This window comes from Bacilli bacterium, from assembly GCA_035326105.1.
Lineage (GTDB): Bacteria > Bacillota_I > Bacilli_A > RFN20 > CAG-826 > UBA7706.
This window is the reverse complement of sequence record DAOKYO010000001.1, coordinates 65725-90568: the sequence shown is the minus strand read 5'-3', so window position 1 is coordinate 90568 and position 24844 is coordinate 65725. Positions and strand designations below refer to the sequence as shown.

33 protein-coding genes and 2 pseudogenes are annotated in these 24844 nt (G+C 43.3%); 32 read left to right on the top strand and 3 right to left on the bottom strand.

Translation table 11 applies throughout. The annotated features are described in order from the left end of the window. Positions 1-55: 55 nt before the first annotated feature. Positions 56-1450 carry an asparagine--tRNA ligase gene (asnS, locus tag PKC96_00490; protein ID HML99801.1) on the top strand — a complete coding sequence of 465 codons (1395 nt, stop codon included), beginning with the start codon at positions 56-58 and terminating at the stop codon, positions 1448-1450. Between the two features lie 9 nt (positions 1451-1459). Further along, on the top strand, positions 1460-1594 hold the full coding sequence (locus PKC96_00485) for a hypothetical protein (protein ID HML99800.1): 135 nt from the start codon (positions 1460-1462) through the stop codon (positions 1592-1594). Here PKC96_00485 and PKC96_00480 read toward each other — a convergent pair whose 3' ends face one another. From PKC96_00480 to PKC96_00470, 3 genes are read right to left on the bottom strand one after another with little or no spacing between them, the layout of a single operon-like run. Further along, positions 1595-2287 carry a hypothetical protein gene (locus tag PKC96_00480; GenBank protein ID HML99799.1) on the bottom strand — a complete coding sequence of 231 codons (693 nt, stop codon included), beginning with the start codon at positions 2285-2287 and terminating at the stop codon, positions 1595-1597. 10 nt (positions 2288-2297) lie between these two features. Next, a complete protein-coding gene (locus PKC96_00475) occupies positions 2298-2819 on the bottom strand; it encodes a hypothetical protein (protein ID HML99798.1) in 522 nt (173 codons plus the stop codon). Between the two features lie 18 nt (positions 2820-2837). After that, on the bottom strand, positions 2838-3731 hold the full coding sequence (locus PKC96_00470; GenBank protein ID HML99797.1) for a hypothetical protein: 894 nt from the start codon (positions 3729-3731) through the stop codon (positions 2838-2840). Between the two features lie 171 nt (positions 3732-3902). On the opposite strand from PKC96_00470, the gene PKC96_00465 reads away from it, so the two are divergent. The 30 genes and pseudogenes from PKC96_00465 (at position 3903) to rplO (ending at position 24844) form a co-directional block, all read left to right on the top strand. Further along, entirely contained in the window at positions 3903-4205 is a 303-nt protein-coding gene (locus PKC96_00465) for a hypothetical protein (GenBank protein ID HML99796.1), read from the top strand. 84 nt (positions 4206-4289) lie between these two features. Continuing rightward, entirely contained in the window at positions 4290-6500 is a 2211-nt protein-coding gene (locus PKC96_00460; protein ID HML99795.1) for a 3'-5' exonuclease, read from the top strand. Continuing rightward, the gene (gene ligA, locus PKC96_00455) at positions 6497-8488 is read left to right on the top strand and encodes an NAD-dependent DNA ligase LigA (protein HML99794.1); all 1992 of its coding nucleotides are present in this window, start codon (positions 6497-6499) and stop codon (positions 8486-8488) included. The genes PKC96_00460 and ligA overlap by 4 nt, the downstream gene beginning before the upstream one ends. 10 nt (positions 8489-8498) lie before the next feature. Next, positions 8499-8795 (top strand): aspartyl/glutamyl-tRNA amidotransferase subunit C, encoded by a 297-nt coding sequence (locus PKC96_00450; protein ID HML99793.1) that lies wholly within the window; start codon positions 8499-8501, stop codon positions 8793-8795. A gap of 2 nt (positions 8796-8797) precedes the next feature. Beyond that, complete coding sequence (locus PKC96_00445) at positions 8798-10255, top strand: amidase family protein (protein HML99792.1); 1458 nt, start codon at positions 8798-8800, stop codon at positions 10253-10255. Between the two features lie 2 nt (positions 10256-10257). Then, a complete protein-coding gene (gene gatB / locus PKC96_00440) occupies positions 10258-11688 on the top strand; it encodes an Asp-tRNA(Asn)/Glu-tRNA(Gln) amidotransferase subunit GatB (protein HML99791.1) in 1431 nt (476 codons plus the stop codon). Between the two features lie 102 nt (positions 11689-11790). Continuing rightward, positions 11791-12282 carry a QueT transporter family protein gene (locus tag PKC96_00435; protein ID HML99790.1) on the top strand — a complete coding sequence of 164 codons (492 nt, stop codon included), beginning with the start codon at positions 11791-11793 and terminating at the stop codon, positions 12280-12282. 7 nt (positions 12283-12289) lie between these two features. Next, positions 12290-13414, top strand: a complete 1125-nt coding sequence (gene tgt / locus PKC96_00430) for a tRNA guanosine(34) transglycosylase Tgt (protein HML99789.1) — start codon at positions 12290-12292, stop codon at positions 13412-13414. Between the two features lie 2 nt (positions 13415-13416). After that, on the top strand, positions 13417-14457 hold the full coding sequence (gene queA, locus PKC96_00425; protein HML99788.1) for a tRNA preQ1(34) S-adenosylmethionine ribosyltransferase-isomerase QueA: 1041 nt from the start codon (positions 13417-13419) through the stop codon (positions 14455-14457). Beyond that, complete coding sequence (locus PKC96_00420; GenBank protein HML99787.1) at positions 14441-15163, top strand: epoxyqueuosine reductase QueH; 723 nt, start codon at positions 14441-14443, stop codon at positions 15161-15163. Before queA ends, PKC96_00420 begins: the two co-directional genes overlap by 17 nt. A 267-nt stretch (positions 15164-15430) precedes the next feature. Continuing rightward, positions 15431-15742 carry a 30S ribosomal protein S10 gene (gene rpsJ, locus PKC96_00415; protein ID HML99786.1) on the top strand — a complete coding sequence of 104 codons (312 nt, stop codon included), beginning with the start codon at positions 15431-15433 and terminating at the stop codon, positions 15740-15742. A gap of 11 nt (positions 15743-15753) precedes the next feature. After that, positions 15754-16437, top strand: coding sequence for a 50S ribosomal protein L3 (gene rplC / locus PKC96_00410; GenBank protein HML99785.1), 684 nt, complete (start codon positions 15754-15756; stop codon positions 16435-16437). Between the two features lie 18 nt (positions 16438-16455). Then, positions 16456-17097, top strand: a complete 642-nt coding sequence (rplD, locus tag PKC96_00405; GenBank protein HML99784.1) for a 50S ribosomal protein L4 — start codon at positions 16456-16458, stop codon at positions 17095-17097. Next, positions 17097-17438, top strand: coding sequence for a 50S ribosomal protein L23 (rplW, locus tag PKC96_00400; GenBank protein ID HML99783.1), 342 nt, complete (start codon positions 17097-17099; stop codon positions 17436-17438). The genes rplD and rplW overlap by 1 nt, the downstream gene beginning before the upstream one ends. A gap of 30 nt (positions 17439-17468) precedes the next feature. Then, positions 17469-18302, top strand: a complete 834-nt coding sequence (gene rplB, locus PKC96_00395) for a 50S ribosomal protein L2 (GenBank protein HML99782.1) — start codon at positions 17469-17471, stop codon at positions 18300-18302. A 20-nt stretch (positions 18303-18322) separates the two neighbouring features. After that, a complete protein-coding gene (gene rpsS, locus PKC96_00390; GenBank protein ID HML99781.1) occupies positions 18323-18625 on the top strand; it encodes a 30S ribosomal protein S19 in 303 nt (100 codons plus the stop codon). Positions 18626-18638: 13 nt separating this feature from the next. Next, complete coding sequence (gene rplV, locus PKC96_00385; GenBank protein HML99780.1) at positions 18639-19040, top strand: 50S ribosomal protein L22; 402 nt, start codon at positions 18639-18641, stop codon at positions 19038-19040. A 12-nt stretch (positions 19041-19052) separates the two neighbouring features. Continuing rightward, positions 19053-19730: a 30S ribosomal protein S3 gene (rpsC, locus tag PKC96_00380; protein HML99779.1), complete on the top strand. Its 678-nt coding sequence runs from the start codon at positions 19053-19055 to the stop codon at positions 19728-19730. A gap of 5 nt (positions 19731-19735) precedes the next feature. Further along, entirely contained in the window at positions 19736-20152 is a 417-nt protein-coding gene (gene rplP / locus PKC96_00375; GenBank protein ID HML99778.1) for a 50S ribosomal protein L16, read from the top strand. A 2-nt stretch (positions 20153-20154) separates the two neighbouring features. After that, complete coding sequence (rpmC, locus tag PKC96_00370; GenBank protein HML99777.1) at positions 20155-20352, top strand: 50S ribosomal protein L29; 198 nt, start codon at positions 20155-20157, stop codon at positions 20350-20352. A gap of 11 nt (positions 20353-20363) precedes the next feature. Beyond that, positions 20364-20624: pseudogene (rpsQ, locus tag PKC96_00365) on the top strand (30S ribosomal protein S17). Positions 20625-20705: 81 nt separating this feature from the next. Continuing rightward, positions 20706-21080, top strand: coding sequence for a 50S ribosomal protein L14 (gene rplN / locus PKC96_00360; GenBank protein HML99776.1), 375 nt, complete (start codon positions 20706-20708; stop codon positions 21078-21080). 15 nt (positions 21081-21095) lie between these two features. Beyond that, positions 21096-21404, top strand: a complete 309-nt coding sequence (rplX, locus tag PKC96_00355) for a 50S ribosomal protein L24 (GenBank protein HML99775.1) — start codon at positions 21096-21098, stop codon at positions 21402-21404. A gap of 209 nt (positions 21405-21613) precedes the next feature. After that, positions 21614-22156: a 50S ribosomal protein L5 gene (gene rplE, locus PKC96_00350; GenBank protein ID HML99774.1), complete on the top strand. Its 543-nt coding sequence runs from the start codon at positions 21614-21616 to the stop codon at positions 22154-22156. Positions 22157-22170: 14 nt separating this feature from the next. Further along, on the top strand, positions 22171-22356 hold the full coding sequence (locus PKC96_00345; GenBank protein ID HML99773.1) for a type Z 30S ribosomal protein S14: 186 nt from the start codon (positions 22171-22173) through the stop codon (positions 22354-22356). Between the two features lie 14 nt (positions 22357-22370). After that, positions 22371-22766 (top strand): 30S ribosomal protein S8, encoded by a 396-nt coding sequence (gene rpsH / locus PKC96_00340; GenBank protein ID HML99772.1) that lies wholly within the window; start codon positions 22371-22373, stop codon positions 22764-22766. A gap of 15 nt (positions 22767-22781) precedes the next feature. Continuing rightward, the gene (gene rplF, locus PKC96_00335) at positions 22782-23327 is read left to right on the top strand and encodes a 50S ribosomal protein L6 (protein HML99771.1); all 546 of its coding nucleotides are present in this window, start codon (positions 22782-22784) and stop codon (positions 23325-23327) included. Positions 23328-23351: 24 nt separating this feature from the next. After that, complete coding sequence (rplR, locus tag PKC96_00330) at positions 23352-23708, top strand: 50S ribosomal protein L18 (GenBank protein HML99770.1); 357 nt, start codon at positions 23352-23354, stop codon at positions 23706-23708. A gap of 171 nt (positions 23709-23879) precedes the next feature. Beyond that, a pseudogene (gene rpsE, locus PKC96_00325) lies at positions 23880-24362 on the top strand (30S ribosomal protein S5). 41 nt (positions 24363-24403) lie between these two features. Beyond that, entirely contained in the window at positions 24404-24844 is a 441-nt protein-coding gene (gene rplO, locus PKC96_00320; GenBank protein ID HML99769.1) for a 50S ribosomal protein L15, read from the top strand.

Genomic DNA, 24844 nt, shown 5'->3' with positions numbered 1-24844 from the left:
ATGGTGTCAATGCAATATAATTATTAAATAGTAAAACTTCGAAAGGAGCTCTTTTATGGCACAACCAGAGGTAATTCGCTATATCTATGAGATGTTGGTTAATGGCGAAGAGCAAGACAAGCAAGAATTAGTGACGGAAATTGAACTGAATGGTTGGGTTAGAACCAATCGTAATAACGGCTCAATTGGTTTTATGGAAATTAACGATGGTACGTATTTTAAAAATGCGCAGATTGTTTACGATAAAGGTGAAGGCTTTGATTTTGACACCTTTAGTAAGATAAACACGGGAGCGGCCGTGCAAGTAATCGGCAATCTTGTCCTTACGCCGGACAATAAGCAACCATTTGAGATGCATTTAAAATCATTTGCGGTTTTAGGCGAAGTGGCGGACGACTATCCGCTTCAAAAGAAACGTCATAGTTTTGAGTTTTTGCGGGACATAGCCCACCTTCGTCCCCGTTCCAATACTTTCGGAGCGGTTTTTCGGTTACGGAGTGTGCTTTCGATGGCTATCCATACTTTTTTTCAATCACAGGGATTTGTCTATGTGCATACTCCCATTATCACCGGCAATGATGCTGAAGGAGCGGGAGAAACATTTAAAGTGGCAAGTGGCAAAAACAATTCATTTACAGAGTTTTTTGGCAAACCCGTGAGTTTGACGGTCTCCGGTCAGCTACATGTCGAAGCTTTTGCGATGGCCTATCGCGATGTATATACCTTTGGCCCGACATTTAGAGCTGAGATTAGCAATACTGTCCGGCATGCATCTGAGTTTTGGATGATTGAGCCGGAGATTGCTTTTGCGGATTTAGATGATGATATGAATCTTATCGAGGAATGCATCAAATATTGTATTTCCTATGTGCTTGACGAATGCGATGCCGAGATGGAATTCTTTAATCAATTTATTGATAAAAATCTTCTTGAACGACTTCATCATGTTTTAAGCAGCGATTTTAAGCGAATGCCATATACGGAAGCGATTTCGCTTCTTCAGGAAGCAGTTAAGAATGGTCATAAATTTGACAACCCAAATATTTATTGGGGCATGGACTTGCAAAGTGAACATGAGCGATATATTACGGATAGTGTAGTTCAAGGACCGGTTTTTCTTATAGATTATCCTTCGGAAATTAAAGCTTTCTACATGCGGCAAAATGATGACGGAAAAACCGTTGCTGCCTGCGATCTGCTTGTCCCGGGCGTCGGGGAATTAGTCGGCGGCTCCCAACGGGAAGAGCGGTATGAGATTTTGAAAGCAAAGATGGAGGAACTTGGTAATTTAAAAGATCTCGAGTGGTATCTGGATTTACGCAAATATGGTGGTTGCAAACATGCCGGCTTTGGCATTGGGTTTGATCGTTTGATAATGTACTTAACGGGCATACAAAATATTCGTGACGTTCAACCATTCCCCAGAACACCCGGATCAATTCGGTACTAGGAGTTTATTATGGGGAAGCAAAAGCACAATTTTGATAAAGAAAAAGCCCAACGGCGTTGGAGTGGGCTTTTGATTGCTATTGATATCGTCCTTTTTGCGGCTGTTGTTTATGAAGCTTATTTATTTATTCAAAAATTCTTCTAATCAAGCCTCGGGTTTCGGGGTATTTATAGTTTCGTTTTTTGAGAGATTCTTTGCATCGGATAAATCGTTCAGCTTCTGCTTCGATAAGTCGATTGTAAAAATCTCTTTTTTTAACTTTAAAATCCGATAAATGCGGGCGATGTAAGCCTGAATGACCACTAGCATGTACCCGCCACCGACAATATACAGCGGAACGACAAAGTAACTCATGATAGCTTCGACTTCAAAGTGCGGTGAGTTTTTAACCGGCGGCCAGTCACTGGGAATAACAAGTCCGAAGAAAGAAGACCGCGGTTGATTAGACCAGTCAAAAGTGTAAAGAATGGTTGTGAATCCTTCGTGATCGGCATCCCATAAATTAACCTGATGCCCGATTACGGAATTATAAATTAGATTGGTTGCCAGGGCGACTAAAATAATTAAAAAAGGAAGCGTGAATTGCTTAAACAGAATCTGGCGATTTTTACGATAGGCTTCATGAGCGAAATCCTTGGGGCCAGTGATCATACCGCTGGCGACAAGCGTATGCATGGCAGTGTCAATACGATGCCCTTGGTTACGCATAATTTTCTTAACTAACTCGGTTACATAACCGATGATGACAAACAGGAGAATGAAAATGATGAAAAGAACGAGGATTAAGCGCTTGTCACTCTCGGTTAACTTTATAAACATTGATAATTTGTTGCTCATAATCGTTCCCTTATTTTCTGTTCTTGTCTTCATCTACTTGATTTTCGATGACATTCATAGGCCGGTTGTTGGCATTGTTTTGGGAAATACCGGGGTACATACCGGACTGGTCTATATATCCGGGTTGACCATTGTTTTGAGGATATCCGTTATTTATTTGACCGCTATACCCGGGAGGATAAGCACCGTTATAATTTTGCGGAATGTTAACGCCGTTAAATTGCGTATTGGGAGGGAGTTGGGCGCCATAAAAAGTGGCGTTATTTACATAGAGCGGTTGTTGAGCGTTTTGGGACGGACCCATAGCTTGATTATTTCTTCCCTGCCGGGCCAATTCTTCCGCTGCCTTCCGATCTCTTTCGGTCGGCTCAAAAATTCTCCCGCCACGAAAAAATATAAAGATGGCTTTTAGCAGCATTAACAAATAGGTTAATAAAGCCCAAACAAAACCAACCGCCAGGACAACAACAATCAGCGGTAAAGCGAGAATCGTGAGGACTCCTTGACCCATCTTCTTGAAAAAATCGAGCATATTATTTCCCTCTTTAAACTACATTTTAGAAAAAGTATGTCTATTTAGCAAATAAAAACCAAAAAGATACGTGATATTACTGAAAAAGATGAATGAAAAAGCAATTACAATTTTAGCTGTCGATGGCAAAAAGCTGTCACTGAGAGCGAGAATAACCAGTGTAATGGGAATACTTATTCCGACACTGATCAATGTTGGATAATAGTGAATGCCAATGCTGATTATAATGGTCAGGATGCCAAAAAAAGTACTTATCAGTAAAAGGGGCAGAGTAAGTGGCTGATAGGTAAATGATGAAATTATGGATAATAAGTAAAAGCCAATCGCGAAAAAGAAATTATACTTACTGACACGGTTGTTGGTTTTAATCCCAATTTTGGGCAAATCCTCGCTTAATATCATAAAAGTGAAAGTGGTTTGAACCAAAGATATTATAAGAATAAAAAGGGGCACGATATCGTTAGGATGCGAAAAAGATGAAAGATGAAAGAAAACTAAAAAAGTGGATACCATATCAACCTCATATATAAGTTTTATAATGGGGAGGGAAGCAGCTGTTAGCAAAGTTTGTAAGATAGTTACAAGGATGATTATCCATTGACTGGCAATCTTCCTTTTTATTAGGTAGCCGAAAAGAAGCCCGACGAGAAGAGACGGAAATATATAAAAAATAGTTATTTCCGGTTCTTGCATGGTTAATAGAAAAGACAAAAAAAGTGTAGCCACGCAATATATTGGATAGTACTTGATTTTTCCATAGAGCGTAACTACCGTTGATACCAAGGGCAAGAATAAAAGCAAAAATAACCCGGATGCCGGTAAAAAAGCCGTTATTACGGCAGCGATAACGTTGATGGCGCTGAAAAGAGCCATCATCGACATATTTTCCAGTAAGGTTTCTTTTACTTTCACATAAATATTTTATCACTTCACTATGATTTTTAACTAATGGAAAGTTTGGCAACTACTTTCATAATGATGAAACGTATTATCCGCATATTTATATTGTGTACCTTATTGATATCATGCCATCACCCAAGGGCATTCCTTGAAGACTATCCCAAGGAGCTTGTCATCAGTTGGATGGATCTTTTGCTTCAACAGGAACTAAATTATTATGGTTATATTTTTTCTTATACTTGTCCCTATTGTGAGCAAATAAAAAATCACATTCTTGAATACATTCTAGACGGGAAAAATTCGCTATTCTTAATCGAGTTTGATCCAAGCATTCCGCGTGAAAGCGGAATAAGTATCTTTTATCCGGCAAATAATATTTTTGATTTAAAAATTATCGGAACCCCCACCCTTTTTGTCATTGAAAACAAAGAGGCAAAAAAACGCATTACGGGCGCAGCGAACATTAAAGATTTCATTGTTGAATAAGCTCATTTTAATTTGGCCTTTGGCTATCAATACCCTTCCTAAATATGGTAAAATAATGAAGTTATTTAAAGAGTGGTATTAAAGATGGATTTTCAAAAATTATTAAATGAGCGCCAATATGAAGCTGTAACTACGGCCTCACAAAATGTACGGATAATTGCCGGAGCCGGGAGCGGTAAGACCCGGGTCTTAACATATCGTATTGCCTTTTTGGTTGAAGAAATGAAAGTTCGCCCTTGGAATATACTCGCCATCACGTTTACTAACAAAGTGGCGAATGAAATGCGCGAACGGGCTAAAACGCTAGTTCCCGAAGATATGGGCGCGTATTTAAAAGTCATGACTTTCCATTCTTTTTGCGCTCGTTTTTTGCGTGAAGAGATTACCAATATTGGCTACCCGTCGACCTTTACTATTTTAGATGAAGATGATCAAAAGCGCTTAATGAAGACGATAGCTAGTGAAGAAGGGTATCAAAAATCCGATGAAATCATCAAATTGTCTTTAGCATATCTTTCCAATAAAAAAATGTTGGGCCTCTATCCGGATGATGATACTGAGAGCAAAGTAGAACGCTTTCCGCGAGAAAAAGAATGCCGCCACCTTTGGTCATTATATGAGTCGCGCTTAGCGGCGATGTTTATGCTTGATTTTGATGATTTGCTGTTGAAGGCCATTCAAATTCTTCGTGATTTTCCTTCCACGCGCATTAAGTGGCAAAATCGCTATCAGCACATATTGATTGATGAGTTCCAAGATACAAATGATGTTCAGTTCCAGCTTCTTACTTATCTGCTTAAACCAACAACAGCCTTATATGTGGTTGGCGATCCCGATCAGACAATCTATACGTGGCGGGGAGCAAATCAAAACATTATCCTTGATATTGACAAGCGTTTTCCAGCACTAGAAACCATTATTCTTGATCGTAACTACCGTTCTACTCAAAGCATTCTCGAAGCGGCCAACCGACTGATTGACAATAATAAAAAGCGGGTTAAAAAAGACCTTTTTACCGAAAATGAAAAGGGTAATCCGGTGGTTATTAAGCGAACATTTTCCGGCGACGAAGAAGCCTCTTGGGTGGCCGACCAAATCAATAGTTTGAAGGCCATCGATCCGGAATTTTCTTATAAAAAAGTGGCCTTATTATATCGTTCTAGTTATTTGACGCTTCCGTTTGAAACGGCGTTTACCAATCGGCATATTCCCTATGTCATATATGGCGGTATTCGATTTTATCAACGGAAGGAGATCAAAGATGTTGTTGCTTATTGGCATCTGTTGATCAATGCGAAAGATGACATTTCCTTTGAAAGAGTGGTGAATGTTCCCCGGCGCAACGTTGGTGAGAAATCACTGGCTTTATTAAAGGATGAAGCAAGAAAAAATGAATATTCTTTATTGGAATATCTTTTATTTTATAAGGATGAATTTCAGAGTTCGCTGCGAGAGAAACTATTGACGAACTTGACCTCTCTAGCTAAGACTATTGACTTTTACGCCAAAAAATTGAATGCCAATCAGGAAATATTTTCCGATATTCTGCGTGAATACATTCGCGAAGTTGGATATTTTGATTATTTAATTGAAGATAAGGAAGAGGGACCCGAGCGGCTGGAAAACATTGAAGCTTTATTTAGTGATGCACTGAATTATATAAAAAACAATCAAGACGGAACGTTTATCGATTATCTTAACAATATAACTTTGCAAAGTGCCCAGGACGAAATGGGAAGTGGAGATTTCGTATCGCTGATGACGGTCCATACGGCGAAGGGTCTAGAATATCCATATGTTTTTGTGGTTGGATTAAACGAAGGCGTTTTTCCCAGCAATCGTAGTTTAGAGGAAAACGGCTATATTGGGCTGGAGGAAGAACGCCGCTTATGTTATGTGGCTTTTACTCGGGCGGAAAAAAGGTTATATTTATCCTGTAATGCCGATTATTCATATGTGCTCCAGGCTAAAAAAATTCCCAGTCGCTTCTTTAAAGAAGCAAAGCTTGACTTTGAAATTCATCGTAACTATCACTCGTCATTAAGCGATGATACGCCGCTATTTACGGATAAGAAGTTTGGCGGCGGATCAAAACCGACGGAAGATAAAAAAGTTAACGGGGAAACGTGGCAAAAAGGCGATTATCTTTATCACAAAGTCTTTGGCCGCGGGCGAGTAATTGAAGTTATCGACAATAGTATTCTTGATGTTGATTTCGAGACTGTTGGCCGCAAGCGCATGATGGCCAACCATCCATCTTTGGAAAAGGTAAAGAATGAAGGTGATCTTTCATGAATGATTTGCTTCGTATAAAAGAGTTGCGCGCCACATTAGAAAAATTCAATTACGAGTATTACGTACTTGATAATCCATCGGTCAGTGATGCAGAATATGATCGGCTCATGAATGAACTTACGATGCTTGAAAAAGAACATCCCGAAGCCTACGATGCGCTTTCCCCTTCGCAAAGAGTGGGTGGTCAAGTAATAAGCGAGTTCAAAAAAGTGAAGCATAAACGCCGGATGATATCATTGGCGAATGCTTTTAATGAGGACGAAATGATTGATTTCGATCACCGGGTAAAAGAGCTGTTAGGCACGGATGGTCCAATTAAATATATGGCGGAAATGAAAATTGATGGGCTGGCCATGAGCCTCGACTATGGAGACGGACGACTCAATTACGCGGCTACTAGAGGCGATGGTGACGTAGGTGAAGATGTGACCAGCAACGTCATTACTATCAAGTCGATTCCAACTAAAATATCCGTAAGCGCCCCTTTAGAAGTCAGAGGGGAAGTTTATATGCCGAAAGCCTCTTTGAATGAGTTAAATCGCCTTCAAAGTAGCGATGGGAAACCGCTTTTTGCCAATGCCCGCAATGCCGCTGCGGGGAGTATTCGTAACCTCGATAGTTCGGTTGCGGCCTCAAGGAAACTGGATGCCTATTGGTACTATTTCGTCAATGCTGACGAATTTAAAGTTCATTCACACAGCGAAGCACTTAATTTTATTCAAAAACTTGGTTTTAGAACAAACCCTGAACGAAGAATTTGTAATGGAATTGAAGAGGTTTTAGAGTACATAAAAGAATATACCTTAAAGCGGCCAACGCTTGCTTATGATATTGATGGTATCGTGGTTAAAGTTGATAACATCGATGATTGGGATGTGCTGGGATATACCGCTAAAACTCCTCGTTGGGCTATTGCCTACAAATTTCCACCCGAAGAGGTAACCACGACTTTAAAAGATATTGTTTTCACTGTCGGAAGAACGGGGAAAATAACTCCCAACGCGGTTCTTTCCCCTGTACGGGTAGCGGGATCTTTAGTTCAAAGAGCAACTCTACATAACGAGGATTTCATCTTAGAACGCGAACTTCGCGTGGGCGATCAGGTAATCTTAAGAAAAGCCGGCGATGTCATTCCGGAAGTGGTTGGGGTTTCGCAGGGAAAAAGAACTGGCGATGAGAAACCTTTTGCGATGATTACCCATTGTCCAGAGTGTGGTACGCCGTTGATAAAAGTTGAAGCAATGCATTTTTGCCCCAATGAAAATTGCCCGGCCCGAAATGTTGAAGCTCTGATCCATTTTGCATCTCGTCCGGCTATGGACATTGATGGACTCGGAGAAAAAATTATCGAACTCTTCTTTAATGAACATTTCTTAGTAGATATTCCAAGCATTTATCATTTAAATGAGCATCGGGAAGCTATCATTGAGATGGATGGTTTCTCGCACAAGTCAATCGATAATCTTCTATTGGCCATTGAAGCGTCAAAGAATCAATCGCTTGAGCGGCTCATATTTGGACTGGGAATTCGTGAAATTGGGGAGAAAACCGCTAAAATTCTCGCAATTAAATATTTATCGCTTAATCGCTTGTTAGAAGCGGAGTATGATGAACTATGTGCGATTGATGATATCGGACCGGTGGCCGCCCAATCAATCATTGACTATGCCCATGATGAGCATAATAGGGCAATGATTAAGGGCCTTGATAATGTTGGTGTAAATATGAACTATTTAGGGCCGATGGTTCGAAGCGATTCTTTCTTTTCGAATAAAACGGTTGTTTTAACGGGCACACTTGAAAAATATGGCCGCCGCGAAGCAACGGAGATGCTAGAAAATCTTGGAGCTCATGTCAGCGGAAGTGTCTCCAAAGCAACGGACATTGTCATTTACGGCAATGAGGCGGGAAGCAAATTGGACAAGGCGCAAAAATTAGGTGTGCTAACGATGGATGAAGACGAGTTTATATCTCATTTAGGAATGTAGAGGACTTTATATGAAAGAAATTACAATTGATGTTTTAAAAGATGCCGCTCAAAGATTAATGTTCGATATGAGCGATGAGCAATACGCTAAACTCTTCGACGAGTTTAAAATCATTACGCGCCAGATGGATTTAATTGGACATATCGACGGAGTGGATGATGCTCAACCGATGACCTTTCCGTTTGCGAGTGAAACCGACTTTATGCGGGAGGATGTCCCCACCGAACCTCTTCCGGTAAAAGAGGTGCTTCGTAATGCTTCAGAAGTACTTGATAATCAAATCAAACTTCCCAAGGTGGTAGGATGATTATGAAAAAATATTCACTTTATTCCGTAGCCGAACTGCATGATTTACTAATTAAAAGGGAAGTCACTCCTTTAGAACTTGTTCAAGAAGCAATCCGGCTTTTAAAGGAAGATGAAAATAACGTTTTAGAAGCTTCAATGGAGAAGGAAGCTTTGGAGGCGGCATCAAGCCTTGGTGAGCCTCAAGCGGATGCCCCTTTTTGGGGAATTCCGGTTTTAGTAAAAGACAATTACTCAACACAGAATGTTGAAAGTACCGCCAGTTCAGATATATTAAATGGCTACCGCCCGGTCTTCGACGCTGAAGTGGTTGCTCGTCTTAAGAAGCAAGGGGCGGTTCTGATTGGTAAAACCACGCTTGATGAACTAGCGATGGGAGGAAGCGGAACGACTGGACATAAAGGCATTACCTATAATCCGTGGGACAAGAAACACGAACGAATGATGGGTGGTTCTTCCTGTGGCTCGGCCGCCGCCGTTGCGGCGGGAATAGTTCCTTTTGCCTTGGGCTCGGATACCGGAGATTCGGTTCGTAAACCGGCTTCTTTTGGTGGCCTGGTTGGCTTCAAACCAACCTGGGGACGGATTTCTCGTTTTGGGCTCTTTCCTTTTGCCCCTTCGCTTGATCACGTCGGATATTTTACCCGTTCCGTGCTCGATGCCGCTTTAGCGCTTGAGGTTTTAGCCGGTCGCGATGACAAGGATGCTACTTCCTCTTCACGGAAAGTGGAAAAATACAGCGCTTCTTTTTCGGGCGTTAAGGGAAAAGAATTAGCCGTTATTGACAATATAGTCAGCTCCATTAAAGATAAACAAAATCTTAATGATTTTAATTCCTTACTGGATAAATTGGCGGCTGAAGGAGCGCATATTAATCATGTCAAAATGGATGCTAAACTTCTCAATGCCATCTATCCGACATATATTGTTATTTCCTGTGCGGAAGCTACGAGTAATAATGCGAATTTAGACGGGGTTAAATTTGGCCCTCGCTTCGGCGGAAGCACCTATGAAGAAGTTATGACCAACGCTCGGACAAAGGGTTTCTCCGAACTTATTAAGCGCCGCTTTGTGATTGGCAGTTTCGCGCTTATGAAGGAAAATCAAGAAGTGCTGTTCTTAAGAGCACAGAAAGCGCGAAAATTAATTGTGGACGCGGTTAATTCCATCCTCGCCGACAATGACTCGATTATCCTTCCGGCGGCTCCGTCAATTGCCCCGTTATTTCATGAAGATGCCGACAAATTATCCGATACTTACCTAGTTGCCGACAATCATCTGGCATTGGGAAATTTTGCCGGCTTGCCGTCAATTACGATTCCTTTATCAATCGAAAAAGGTATGCCTCTCGGTATTAATATTATGGGACGCCCCTTTGAAGAAAGTACCGTTTTGTCGATTGCTTTAGTGGCTGAACAAATAACCGGCCTTAAGGGACTATGCAGCGGGAGGGATGAATGATTATGAACTTTGAAGCAGTTATCGGCCTTGAAATCCATGTTGAAATGAAGACTAAATCGAAGATGTTTTCTTCAGCGCCAATCGACTTCAACGCCGCGCCAAACTCACTGGTAAATGCGGTTGATATGGCTTTTCCGGGAATTATGCCCGCGGTTAATAAACAAGCCGTAATTAATGCGATAAGAGTTAGTAATGCCTTACATATGACGATAGATCATACGATTGTTTTTGACCGTAAAAATTATTTTTATAGTGATTTGCCGAAGGGCTATCAGATTACTCAAGACAAGCGCCCCATTGGCCGTGATGGTTATTTGGAAGTAAAGGTGAATGACACAGTTAAACGAATTGGCATTGAGCGTTTACATATGGAAGAGGACACCTGCATGCAGCACCATCTAACCGATTGCACGCTCCTTGATTATAACCGGGCGGGTATCCCCCTAATTGAAATCGTTTCTCGACCCGAAATCCGCAGCGGTCTTGAGGCGATGAAATATGTTGAGAAAATTAGAGAAATCGTCACTTATTCGGGAGTGAGCAATGGAAAGATGGAAGAAGGCTCGCTCCGTTGTGATGTTAATGTTTCCCTGCGTCCGGTTGGCAGTGAAAAATTTGGAACTAAGGTGGAAATAAAAAATCTCAACAGTATCGCCAATATTGAGCGGGCCCTTGATTATGAAGTAAAACGTCAGGAAGAGATTCTCTTGGCGGGCAAAAAAGTGATTCAGGAAACACGTCGTTATGATGAAGCGGAAAAGGCTACGATCAGGATGCGTCTTAAAACGGATGCGGTTGACTACAAGTATTTTACGGAACCGAACATCACTCCGATTGTCTTATCCGAGCAGTTCGTTAAAACGGCTATTGCCACCTGTCCTGAGTTGTACGATGAAAAAGTTCGGCGCTTCACTGCAAATTATGGCTTGAGCGAGTATGATATTTCAGTATTGCTTTTGGACCAGGGAATTGCCGATTATTATGATCAAGCCGCCAAATACACTAAAAACTATAAAGTTTTGGCCAATTGGATTATTGGAGATGTGAGTGGCTATCTTAATCGTGAAATAATTAAAATTGAGGAATTTTCAATATCGCCCGAGCGTTTAGCCGATTTGGTAAATATCATTAATGAGGGCAAAGTATCCAACAAACAAGGCCGCGAAATATTTGAAAAGATGCTTCTTTCTTTGGATGACCCGGAAAAAATCGCAAATGACAACCATATGATTCAAATCAGCGATGATAGTTTCCTACTGCCGATTGTAAGTGAAGTTTTAGATGCCAATGCTCAGTCAATCGATGATTACCGCAACGGCAAAGACCGGGCTCTGGGATTTTTGGTTGGCCAAGTTATGAAGAAGAGTCAAGGAAAAGCCAACCCCAAATTAGCCAGCCAAATGGTTTTAGAAGAACTAAAAAAACGCATTTGACATCATTATTTTGTTGACATTCGTTTGATAGTTGCTAGTCTTATTTCAGACGAAGGTGTTGTCCTTGCTTAACCACCTTCAAGAAAACAAGGAGATTTTTTTATGAGCAAAATGACAGTCCGTGATTTCACGGATAATGCGATGATTGCGGCGGCATATGCAGTCGTGACAATCGTTACTTCCGGTTTCTCTTACCTGGGAATTCAATTCCGAATAGCCGAGATTCTTGTTCTGCTGTGTTTCTTTAATCCGAAATATGTGATTGGCGTAAGCCTTGGGTGTCTTATTAGTAATTATTTTTCACCCATGCAGATTCCGGACATGATTTTTGGGACGGGAGCCACAATTGTCAGTTCACTTCTGGTCGTCTATTCAAAGCGATTGTGGATTGCTAGCATTTTTCCAGTGTTAATCAATGCTCCGGTCGTTGGATTAGAACTATATTACGTACTGGGATTGCCCTTTTGGCTTAGTTCCGGTCAGGTGGCAATCGGAGAAGCGACAGTAATGGTCATCGGGTTACTAATTTTTTATCCTCTTAGTCAAAATCAATACTTTCACCGTTTACTACGTTCGCGGCGAATAAACAAATGAGGTTTAAATGAAGGATTTTTATTTAGAAATACTACATGTCGACAAAAATTCGAAGGCCAGATATGGTCTTTTGCATACTCCGCATGGTGTGGTAGAAGTACCGATGTTTATGCCGGTTGGAACTTTGGCGACTGTAAAAACGATATCTCCAGAAGAACTTAAAGATATGGCGGCAGGCGTAATTCTCGCTAATACCTATCATTTATCAATCCGGCCAGGGGAAGATATAATTGCTCGGGCGGGAGGGCTTCACCACTTTATGAACTGGTCAGGCCCAATTTTGACAGACTCGGGCGGCTTCCAGGTATTTTCACTTGCGGAAAATCGTTCAATCAGTGAAGAAGGAGTGGCTTTTAAAAATCATCTCAATGGGGACAAGTTATTTTTTTCACCGGAAAAAGCTATCGAGATTGAAGAAAAACTGGGCGCGGATATTATTATGTCATTTGATGAATGTATCCATTATCCGGCCGATTACTCCTATGCTAAGCAATCAACCGAGCGCACTCTTCGCTGGGCGCAACGGGGACTTGCCGCTCATAAACGCTTAGATCAGGCACTTTTCGGAATTGTTCAGGGAAGTTCTTTTCCCGATCTTCGCCGGCACTGTGCCGAGGAGTTGGTGAAGATGGATTTTCCGGGTTATGCTATCGGCGGAACATCTATCGGTGAACCCAAACAAGTTTGCTTTGATATGCTGGACATGACGCTTCCTTATCTAACGGAAGATAAACCCCGTTATCTCATGGGAGTCGGTTCTTTGGATTATATTTTGGAAGGCGTTGCCCGTGGCATCGATATGATGGATTGTGTTCTTCCTACTCGCATTGCACGACACGGAACTTTGATGACCTCACAGGGAAGAATTAACATTCGCAAGGCTCAATACAAAGATGATTTCACTCCGCTTGATCCGGAATGCGATTGCTATACTTGCCGTAATTATTCCCGAGCTTACCTCCGTCATCTTTATGTTACGGATGAGGCCTTTGGGAAAAGGCTTTTAAGTATTCATAATTTACGATTTTTAATCCGAATTATGGAAGGAGCCCGGGAAGCGATAAAAAATGATTGTTTTCTTGAATATAAGAATAAAATTCTCGCCCAATATGGTGATGAAAGAGGCTTTTAAATATGGATATCGATTTGTTCGACTATTATCTTCCCGAATCTCAAATTGCTCAATATCCTGAGCAGAAGCGGGATGATTCACGGCTACTAGTGGCTAATTTCTTTAATAAAACCTATGAAGATAAGCATTTTTATGACATCATTGACTATCTAAAACCGGGGGATGTGCTGGTTCGGAATAATACAAAAGTTATTCCGGCTCGCTTAATTGGAACCAAAGTACCCACGGGAGCCCGTGTTGAGGTTTTATTACTGCGGCAACTTGATCATTCAACTTGGGAGTGTCTACTAGGAAACGCCAAAGCGGTAAGAGTGGGAACGAAACTGGCATTTGGCGATGGCTCCTTGCTCACCGCGCACTGCGTCGGTTCATTCGACGAAGGAATCCGCCATTTAACATTTGAATTTGACGGAGTTTTTATGGAAATTCTCGAACGCTTGGGAACCATTCCCCTACCTCCGTATATTCAAGACAGTGCGGAAAAGTATGCCTCCTATCAAACAGTTTATGCCAAGGTTGAAGGATCGGCGGCAGCGCCGACAGCGGGTTTTCACTTTACAAATGAGTTATTTGCGCGCATTAAGGCAAAGGGAATTGAAGTTTATGATATAACACTAAACATCGGCTTGGGAACTTTTCGTCCGGTGAAAGTCAAGGACACAAAAGATCACATAATGCATTCCGAATATTATTCAATGGAAGAAGATGTGGCGGAAAAATTAAACAAGGCCAAAGGCGAAGGCCGAAGAATTATTGCCATCGGTACCACTTCGACGAGAACTCTCGAAGCTGTGATGCAAAAATATGGAAAATTTGTTGGTTGCAGTGGTTCGACCGATCTTTTTATCACACCGGGATATAAGTTTCTTGGTATTGATGCGCTTATTACAAATTTCCATCTTCCTAAGTCAACCTTGGTTATGCTGGTTAGCTCACTGGCAGGTCGGGAATTTATTTTGGCGTGCTATAATCATGCTGTAAGGAGTGGATATCGCTTCTTCTCTTTTGGAGACGCGATGTTTATATATGGCGGGAAAGATTAATTACTATCAAGAATCATTAACTATTATTGAAAAAATTAAAATAAGTCATAAACGACCGCGTATTTTAATGCACGTTTGCTGCGGTCCCTGCTCAACCAGTCCTCTGGTTTTTCTGACACAGTATTTTGACGTAACGGTATATTTCAACAATTCAAATATTTACCCGCAGTTCGAATTTCAAAGGCGACTGGAGGAATTGGAACATTTTTTGCTCGATTTTGAGCGGGACTACCACCATAAAGTCAACATTATCACCCCCCAATATGACAATGCTGATTACACCCAAAAATTTCTTGCTCCGCTTGCTAAAGAAAAAGAGGGTGGCAAGCGATGTTTTGTTTGCTATCGGGCGCGAATGGAAGCTGCTTATAACTTTGCCGAGCGCGAGGGGTTTGATTTCTTTACAACCGTTATGACTATATCACGGCAAAAAGATTCGCAAGTATTAAATGCCATCGGGGCTGAACTTGAAAAAAGCCATAGCAGAACTAAATATTTTTTTAGCGATTTTAAGAAGGCGGGCGGACAGGAATTACGCGATAAAATGGTGAACACATACAATCTTTATCATCAGCTGTATTGCGGATGCGTCTACACCTACGGCGAAGGCGAAAAACGCCGTAAAACCCTGCTGGCCAAGCAAAAAGAAGAGGCGATAAAATCATCATCTAATGTTGTTTTTGAACTAGAATCAGACAACAAATAGTGCTTTATGAATGATTGTTTTTAGTTATGAACTCGGCTATGACCGAGTTTTTTTGATGTCGTAGTAACCATATTTTTTTTGATTTTATTATATAAATAGGCATTTTTACTTGACGCATAGGTGTCTGGAGCGTATGATTTCACTGTTGCTTCACGTGTTGATTTGCGAGGTTGCCGACACACCCACAAGCGTTGTCATGAATGGATGTCGGGGAATTTGCAAAGAGCGTAAGAGGCAAAGCCAGTTAAGTGTAGGAGGAACAAATTCATGGCTAAAACGAAAAAAATCCGTGTTCGCTTGCAAGCCTATGATCATCAGCTCCTTGATGCGAGCGTTGAAAAGATCATTGACTCAGCGAAGAAATCAGGTGCGACCATCGTCGGACCGATTCCGCTTCCAACGGAGAAGCAAGTCTATACTATTTTACGGGCCGTTCATAAATATAAGGACGCTCGGGAACAATTCGAAATCAGAACCCATAAGCGGTTAATTGACATCGTCAATCCAACCAAAGAGACCGTCGACATTCTTCGCCGGCTCGACTTACCTAGCGGCGTTGATATCGATATTAAACTATAAGGAGGCAGGACATCATGAAATCAATTCTCGGACGTAAAATGGGAATGACCCAGGTGTTCGCCGAAGACGGAACGATGTATCCGGTAACGGTCGTCGAAGTCTTACCGAACGTTGTCACCCAAATCAAGACTGTTGAAAAGGACGGCTATGAAGCTGTTCAAGTCGGCTATGAAGAAAAGAAAGAATCACGCGCTAATAAGGCGGAGAAGGGTATTTTTGCGAAAGCGAACACCACTCCCAAGTATGAACTTGCCGAACTTAAAGGCGATGAGTTGGCTAAATTCCAAGTTGGCGAACAAATTAATTGTGATTTATTTGCCAAGGGCGAAATTGTTGATGTTACGGGCGTGAGCAAAGGCCGCGGATTTACCGGTCGCATTAAGCGCTGGCACTTCACAATCGGACCTAAGGGACATGGATCAGGCTTCCACCGTACCAGTGGCTCCACCGGAACCAACGGTCGTACTGATGCTAAGATTCACCCCGGAAAGAAAGCTGCCGGACATTCTGGCAACCAACAAACCACTGTTCTTAATCTATTAATCGTCGATGTACTCCCAGAGAAGAACGCCATTCTTATTAAGGGCGCGCTCCCAGGACCAAAGAAATCACTCGTTACAATTCGCAGTGCGGTTAAAGAACAAAAGGGCAATCCGAAAGTTGCGAAACCGATTATCAATCGGTCCGCAGAGTAATCGAAGGAGGACACCAAGATGGCAGAAGAAAAAATTAAAACCATTTCTTACCCGGTTGTTAGTCAAACGGGCGAGAAAACAACAACTGTCCGTCTGGCCGGCGAAGTGTTTGGCATTGAGCCAAATAATCAAGTTATGTTTGATGCCGTTCAGACCTATCAGTCGAATAAACGCCAAGCAACGGCTAAAACCAAATATCGGAGCGAAGTTTCCGGTGGCGGCAAAAAGCCTTGGCGGCAAAAGGGTACGGGACGTGCCCGTGCCGGCAGCAGTCGCTCAACCATTTGGGTCGGTGGCGGAAAAGTTCACACTCCAGATGGCAATCAAAACTACGCTTTAAGCCAAAATAAATCTGCGCATGCATTAGCGCTTCGCAGCGCTTTATCGCTTAAAACCGCAGCCAAAGACCTAATCATTGTTGACAGTGTCAAATTTGAAGATAGCAAAACCAAATCGGCAGTTTCCTTTTTAAAGGCTATCGCTGCTGAAGGCAAAATTCTCTTAGTGGCGGAAAACGACAATCTCGCTTTAGCCGTTCGCAATCTTCCCTTCGTCAAATTAGTCGACAAGACCAATGTGGCGGTTTATGACCTTCTCAACGCTGACAAAGTTGTCTTCTTAAAAGAAGAACTTAAAGATCTCGAAGGAGGACTTAAATAATGGCAAAAAAGAAAGTGGAAGTTGCTGAAGTTGTTAAAACTTCCAAGGCAACCATTAAGCAATTCGATACGATTGTTCGTCCGGTTATTACCGAGAAGACCATGGCTTTGATGCAAGCCCAAAATAAGGTTACCATCGAAGTTCCGGCTTCCAGCAATAGAACGGAAATTAAATTGGCATTTGAAGCCGTATTCGGCGTTAAAGTCGAAAGCGTCAACATTGCTAATGTCCGGGCTAATAAAACTCGCCGGGGTGGCCGTTATGAAGGCCGTATCCCAGGTTATAAGAAAGCGATCGTGCAAGTCGCCGAAGGCGAAGCTATCGATCTCTTCAAAGAATAAGCCATAAGGCAAATATAGGAGAAAAAGAAAATGTCAATTCGTAATTATCGGCCGTACACTCCGTCGCGGCGCAATATGACCAATTCGACGTTTGAAGAAGTTACCAAACGCGCTCCTGAAAAAAATCTTACCGTTTCTCTTTCGAAAAGCGGTGGCCGGAACAATACCGGAAAGATTACCACCCGTCACATCGGCGGTGGCCATAAGCGCAAATATCGGTTAATTGACTTCAAGCGCAATAAAGATGGAATCGTCGCTAAGATTGTCGCAATCGAATATGATCCAAATCGCAACGCCAACATCGCTCTCGCTGTTTATGCAGATGGTGAAAAGCGCTATGTTCTCGCCGCTAAAGATATGGTGGTTGGAACGGAAATTATCAGTGGCGAGGCTACCGACGTTAAAGTCGGAAATGCTATGCTTCTAGTAAATATTCCCGAAGGTACTTTAATTCATAACATTGAACTTGCTCCTGGCAAAGGCGGACAAATGTGCCGTGCGGCCGGAACAAGCGCACAAATTCTTGGTAAAGAGGGAAAATATGTTATTCTCCGTCTTCAATCAGGCGAAGTTCGTAAAGTGTTGGGAACTTGCCGGGCAACTGTTGGCTCGGTAGGCAACGAAGAATTCAACCTTATTAATTTAGGTAAGGCTGGCAAAAATCGTTGGAAAGGTATGCGCCCAACTGTCCGTGGTTCAGTTATGAACCCGAATGATCACCCGCATGGTGGTGGTGAAGGCAAATCGCCGGTCGGTCGTGATGCTCCTCGGACTCCTTGGGGCAAGCGTGCCTTAGGTGTTAAGACGCGGAAACAAAAGAAGTCCTCAACCCGGCTAATTGTACGCCGGCGTAATGGCAAATAATCGTAAAGGAGGAAAATGAAATGGCTCGTAGTTTGAAAAAAGGCCCATTCGCTGATGCCTACTTATTAAAGAAAGTTGATGAACTCAACAAAGCGAATAAAAAAGAAATTATTAAGACTTGGTCCCGTCGTTCAACCATCTTCCCGTCATTCGTGGAACATACCTTTGCGGTTTATAATGGTCACGAACACATTACCGTGTACGTCACGGAAGATATGGTCGGTCATAAACTCGGCGAATTTGCTCCGACGAGAACCTTTAAAGGACACACCGGACATACAGCTGAAGATAAGGCCGCCGCGGCAGCGACGTCTAAGAAGTAAAGGAGAATGACACATGGCAAAGAAAGAAAAGAAAACTGAAGCTAAAAAAGTGGAAGCCACTCCGGAAAAAACTCCGGTGACGGAAGCGACAGCGACAGCTAAAACCGTGCGGATTACCCCCCGCAAAGTCCGTCTTGTTATCGATTTAGTTCGCGGCAAAGCGGTCAACGAAGCCCTTGGCATTCTCGCTAATGTCAATCGTTCTGCTTCCTCGCAAGTGGCGAAAGTCATCAAGAGTGCAGCAGCTAACGCTACAAACAATTTCGAAATGGAAGCTGATAAACTCTACATTGCAGCGATTTATGCCAATGAGGGAGCTCGGCTGAAAAGATTTATGCCTCGGGCCAAAGGATCGGCTTCAGGCTTGGTTAAAAGAACATGCCACATTACCGCTGTGGTCAAGGAAAGAGAGTAGGAGGAATAATCAATGGGACAAAAAGTTAATCCAGTTGGAATGCGGATTGGTATCAATCGTCAGTGGAGTTCACGTTGGTTTGCTAACAAGCAACATTTCGCTTCCTTCCTTGCGGAGGATATCGTCATTCGCCGTTATCTTACCAAAAACCTTAAAGATGCTCTTCTCTCACATGTTGAAATCGAAAGAGTCAACACGGCGGAAAGCGGATATTCGGTTAATGTCAGTGTTTTTGTTGCTCGTCCCGGTGTGGTAATCGGACAAGACGGAGCCAACATTAATCGCATCAAGAAAGAACTTGCTAAACTGGTCAAGACCGGAACTCTTCGGATTGATGTGGTTGAAGTCAAGAACCCAGATTTTGATGCCAATTTAGTTGCCCAGTCAATCGCCAAGCAATTAGAGGAGCGTGCCAGCTTCCGTATTGCGCAAAAGAAAGCGATTCAACGGGTTCGTAAAGCTGGAGCTAAAGGTATTCGTACCTTAGTTAGCGGTCGGTTAGGCGGGGCGGAAATTGCTCGTAGTGAAGGATATAAAGAAGGAGTCATTCCTCTTCATACTCTTCGGAGCGATATCGATTATGCCTTAGCCGAAGCCCACACAACTTATGGACGTCTCGGCGTCAAAGTTTGGATCTGCCGCGGTGAAATTCTACCCAGCAAAAAAGAGAATAAAGCGAAAGGAGAGTAATCGAAATGTTACAACCAAAACGCGTTAAGTATCGTCGCCCGCATACTTTGTCTTATGAAGGCAAGGCAAAAGCTGGCACCGAAGTCAACTTTGGTGAATTCGGTCTCCAAGCTTTAAACGGTAATTACATTACCAATCGTCAAATTGAGAGCGCTCGTATCGTTCTCAGTTCATACACCAAAAGAAGTGGTCAGATTTGGATTAGAATCTTCCCACAACTTGCTAAAACGAAAAAACCAGCCGAAGTCCGTATGGGTTCCGGTAAAGGTTCACCAGATAGCTGGGTTGCCGTCGTCAAACGGGGAACAGTAATGTTTGAAATTGGCGGCGTTCCGGAAGAACAAGCCCGCGAAGCACTCCGCTTAGCCGCTTATAAACTTCCCGTCCAAACCCGCATTGTCGCCCGGAAGGAGGGTAAATAATTATGAAAATCAGCGAAATTCGTGAATTAACTGATCAAGATTTAGCCGCGAAGCTTTATTCCTTAAAAGAAGAATTATTCAACCTCCGGCGGAAACAAGCAGTTGGCCAACTTGAAAATGGCAAAGAAATCACTCGGGTTCGGAAAGATATTGCCCGGACCAATACCGTTATTAGAGAACGGGAATTGGGTATTAAATAGGAGGACCGGTTATGGAAGAAACACGTAAAAGTCCCCGTCAGATGATTGGGGAAGTCGTCAGCGACAAAATGAATAAGACCATCGTGGTCTCCGTTGAAACCCACAAGCGCCATCCTAAGTACGGTAAGCGGGTGAAATACGGAAAGAAATATTATGCTCATGATGAGAACGGCGTAGCCAAAGAAGGCGATTTAGTCTTAATTGCCGCCACCCGCCCCCTCAGCGCCCTAAAGCGTTGGCGGCTGGTCAAGGTTCTTACCAAAGCGGATATTTCGGTTAAAGAAGCCTTAGCGGAAGAGCAAGCCGCAGATGATGAAATTGCTCATGAAGTAAACGAGTAAGGAGGACAGGTCATGATTCAGAAAGAAACAAACTTGGTGGTTGCGGATAATTCTGGTGCCCGGTCCGTCCGTGTCTTCAATTTATACGGAGGCAGCACTCGGAAATCATCAACCATCGGTGATATCGTTCTTTGCGCAGTCAAAGTCGCTTCACCAAACGGAAAAGTTAAAAAGTCGGATATCGTCAAAGGTATCATCGTTCGAACAGTCAAGCCGATTCAACGGGCTGACGGTTCAACCATCGGCTTCGATGACAATGCCATTGTCTTAATTAATGATGACGGCACCCCAGTGGGAACCCGGGTCTTCGGTCCGGTTGCCCGCGAACTTCGAGAAAAAGGCGAAGGAGCAATGAAGATCATCTCGTTGGCTCCGGAAGTTCTATAAGGAGAAACGCACATGATGAAAATCAAAAAAGGTGACAAGGTCATCGTTATCGCGGGAAGCGATAAAGGTAAAGAAGGCATCGTTCAACGCGTTTATCCAAAATTGGAGAAAGTTGTTGTTGAAGGTGTCAATGTTCATAAGAAACATAAGAAACCAACTCAAAAAAATCCGGAGGGCTCCATCCTTGAAATCTACGTTCCGCTTCATGTCAGCAATGTTGCGGTAGTTGATCCCAAGACCAAGAAAGCCACCCGGGTTAAAATTAGTGTTGATAAAGACGGAAATAAAGTTCGGGTCGCGAAAAGCGGCGCGAAATTGGATTAAGGAGGACCGTTGATATGGCAGAAGAAAAAGAAGTAAAGACTACCGCCAAAAAAGCGGCCGCCAAGACCACCGCTAAGAAACCGGCTGTTAAAAAGGCAGCGGCCCCTAAAGCGGTCAAAAAAGTTGAAGCAAAAGAAGAAGCGGTTGCGGAAGTGAAAAAAGCAGCGCCTAAGAAAAAGGCAGCCAAAAAAGAAGCTCCTAAAGCCCAAATCGTTAATCGCCTTGCGAAGCGTTATAAGGAAGAAGTTGTGGCTGAATTAATGAAGAAATTCAATTACAGTTCAGTTATGGACGTTCCTGCGCTGGAGAAGGTTGTTATCAATATCGGTGTCGGCGACGCTACGGTTAATGCCAAGGCGCTTGAAGATGCCGTCCGTGAATTAGCGGATATTACCGGTCAGGCTCCAGTGGTTACGAAGGCAAAAAAATCAATCGCTTCCTTCAAACTGCGTGAGGGTCAGTCAATCGGATGCAAGGTTACTCTTCGCGGTGTTCGGATGTATGACTTCATCGACAAGTTATTCTCCATTGCACTTCCTCGGGTCCGTGACTTCCGGGGCGTGAGCAAAAACGCTTTTGATGGCCGCGGTAATTACACTCTTGGTGTTAAGGAACAATTGATCTTCCCAGAAATTAATTACGATAAAGTAAGTAAAATTCGGGGTATGGATATCGTCATCGTCACTACGGCGAAGACCGATGCTGAAGCGTATGCCTTGCTTGAACAACTAGGCATGCCTTTCCATAAGTAAGGAGGAACCACAGAATGGCAAAAACATCAATTAAGGTTCGGCAAAGCCGGCCACAGAAGTTTAAAGTTCGGGAATACACTCGCTGCCAACGCTGCGGGCGTCCTCACAGCGTCTACAAGAAATTTGGTCTCTGCCGGATTTGCCTGCGCGAACTTGCGTATAAGGGCGAAATTCCAGGCATGAAGAAAGCCAGTTGGTAAGGAGGAAACTGAGAATGAGTATGACAGACCCAATCGCGGATATGCTTACCCGGATCCGGAACGCGAATGCGCTCCATTATGAATCGGTTTCCATGCCGAGCAGCCGGATGAAAGCACAAATTGCGAAAATATTAAAAGAAGAAGGCTTCATCGTTGAATACAAAGTCGAAGGTGAAGTTAAGAAGAATTTAACCGTCAGTCTAAAATATGGCGACGGCGGCATCCGGGTTATCTCCGGATTAAAGAAAATTTCTAAGCCGGGACTTCGGGTTAATGTTTCGAAAGAAAAATTACCGCGGGTTTTAAAAGGATTAGGAATTGCCATTATATCTACATCACAAGGTTTGATGACCGACAAGAAAGCTCGTTCCTTAGGAATCGGCGGCGAAGTCATTGCCTATGTGTGGTAAAGAGGAGAAACTCACATGTCACGTATTGGAAACAAAGTCATCGATGTGCCAGCGGGCGTAACCGTTAGCGTGTCGGGCAATGTCGCCTCCGTCAAAGGCGCCAAAGGCGAATTGGTTGTGCGAATCCCGGAAAATATTTCGGTGGTTGAAGAAGGCACCCAAATTTATGTCAAGCGGGCTAATGACGATCAGCAAAATCGGGAGAATCACGGGACAACTCGGGCTCTCTTACACAACGCTATCGTTGGTGTTAGTCAAGGATTTAAGAAAGTTCTTGAAATCGAAGGAATCGGTTTCAAAGCGACTCAAGACGGAAAAAATGTTCGACTCGATATCGGCTTCAGCCATCCGGTCTTCATTGCTCCCGAAGAGGCAACAACAAGTATCAGTGTCAAATCCGCAACCGAAATTTGGGTTGAAGGCATTGACCGTCAATCAGTTGGTCAAACGGCAGCGACAATTCGCGGTGTTCGGCCTCCAGAACCTTACCTAGGTAAGGGAATTCGTTATCAAGGCGAGTATATCTTACGGCGTGAAGGAAAACGCGCCGGTAAAAAGTAATAGGCGAGAGGAGAGAAATTAGGTATGATTAATAAAGAATCTAAAAATGTCATCCGGATGCGTCGGCACGCTCGTGTGCGGGCAAAAATCTCGGGAACGGCTTCGGCTCCACGCTTATGTGTTTTCCGCAGCAACAAGCACATTGAGGCTCAGTTAATTGACGATGTCAAGGGTGTTACCTTGGCCGCGGCAAGTTCGCTCAGTTTGAAACTTGAAAATGGTGGCAACGCGGAAGCGGCTGAACTAGTCGGTGAGGCAATTGGAAAAGCTGCCTTAGCCAAAAATATTAAGAAAGTGGTTTTTGATCGGGGCGGCTATGTCTATCATGGTCGCGTAAAGGCGCTCGCAGAAGGTGCCCGTAAAGCCGGTCTTGAATTCTAAGAGGAGGAACAACACATGGTAGAAGACAAAAAAGAATTGGTTGAAGAAACCGAAGTTGCCGGTAGTGAAGAAGTTGTTTCTGAAACTAGTGGCGAAGAGGCTCCTAAAGCCAACCGTGCTCAACATGGTGCTCCTCGTGGTGATCGTCGCTCACGCGGTGACCGCCGTGGTCAACGTCGTCCTCGTCGGGAAGTAAAGGAATACGAAGAACGGGTTGTTTCCATCAATCGTATTTCGAAAACCGTTAAGGGCGGGCGTCGGCTTCGTTTCGCCGCTGTTGTCGTCATTGGCGATGGCAAGGGCAAATTTGGTTTTGCCAATGCGAAGGCGGCGGAAGTGCCGGATGCAATTAAGAAGAGCCTAGAGTTAGCCAAGAAAGACATGCACAAAGTCGAAATGGTCAAGGGCGACACGATTGCTCATGAGATCGTCGGCAAATTTGGCTCTTGCCAAGTTTTCTTAAAACCGGCTCCTGAAGGAACCGGAATTATCGCCGGCGGACCTGTGCGGGCGATCTTGGAACTCGCTGGTATTCGCAATGTCTATTCAAAGGTTTATGGTTCACGTCAACCGCTCAATATTCTTCGGGCGACAACCAACGGACTTGATAACCTTAAATCATACGCGCAAGTGAAGGCGCTCCGGGGGAAATAGTCCTTAAGGACTTTCTCTCATTTACCTAGGAGGTGCAAATCATGAAACTAAATGAACTCGTTTATAACGATGGTGCGCGTAGTAAGCGTACTCGCCGCGGTCGGGGTCCGGGATCGGGCTTAGGCAAAAACGGCGGAACTGGTAACAAAGGTCAAAATTCACGTGGTAGTAAATCATATACTCGTCTCGGTTTTGAAGGTGGTCAAAATCCTTTATTCCGGCGGTTGCCAAAGCGTGGATTCCACAATGCGGGAACGACCTATGCGATAGTTAATCTTGTTGACTTAAACCGTTTTGCGGATGGAGCGACGATTACTCCAACCGAACTTGTAGAAGCGGGATTGGTTAAAAAAGAATTTGACGGTGTAAAAGTGCTTGGCAATGGAAAAATTGAAAAGAAATTAACCGTCAAGGCCAACAAATTCTCGGCCTCGGCCGAAGCGGCCATCAAAGCAGCCGGTGGTTCGACTGAGGTAATCTGA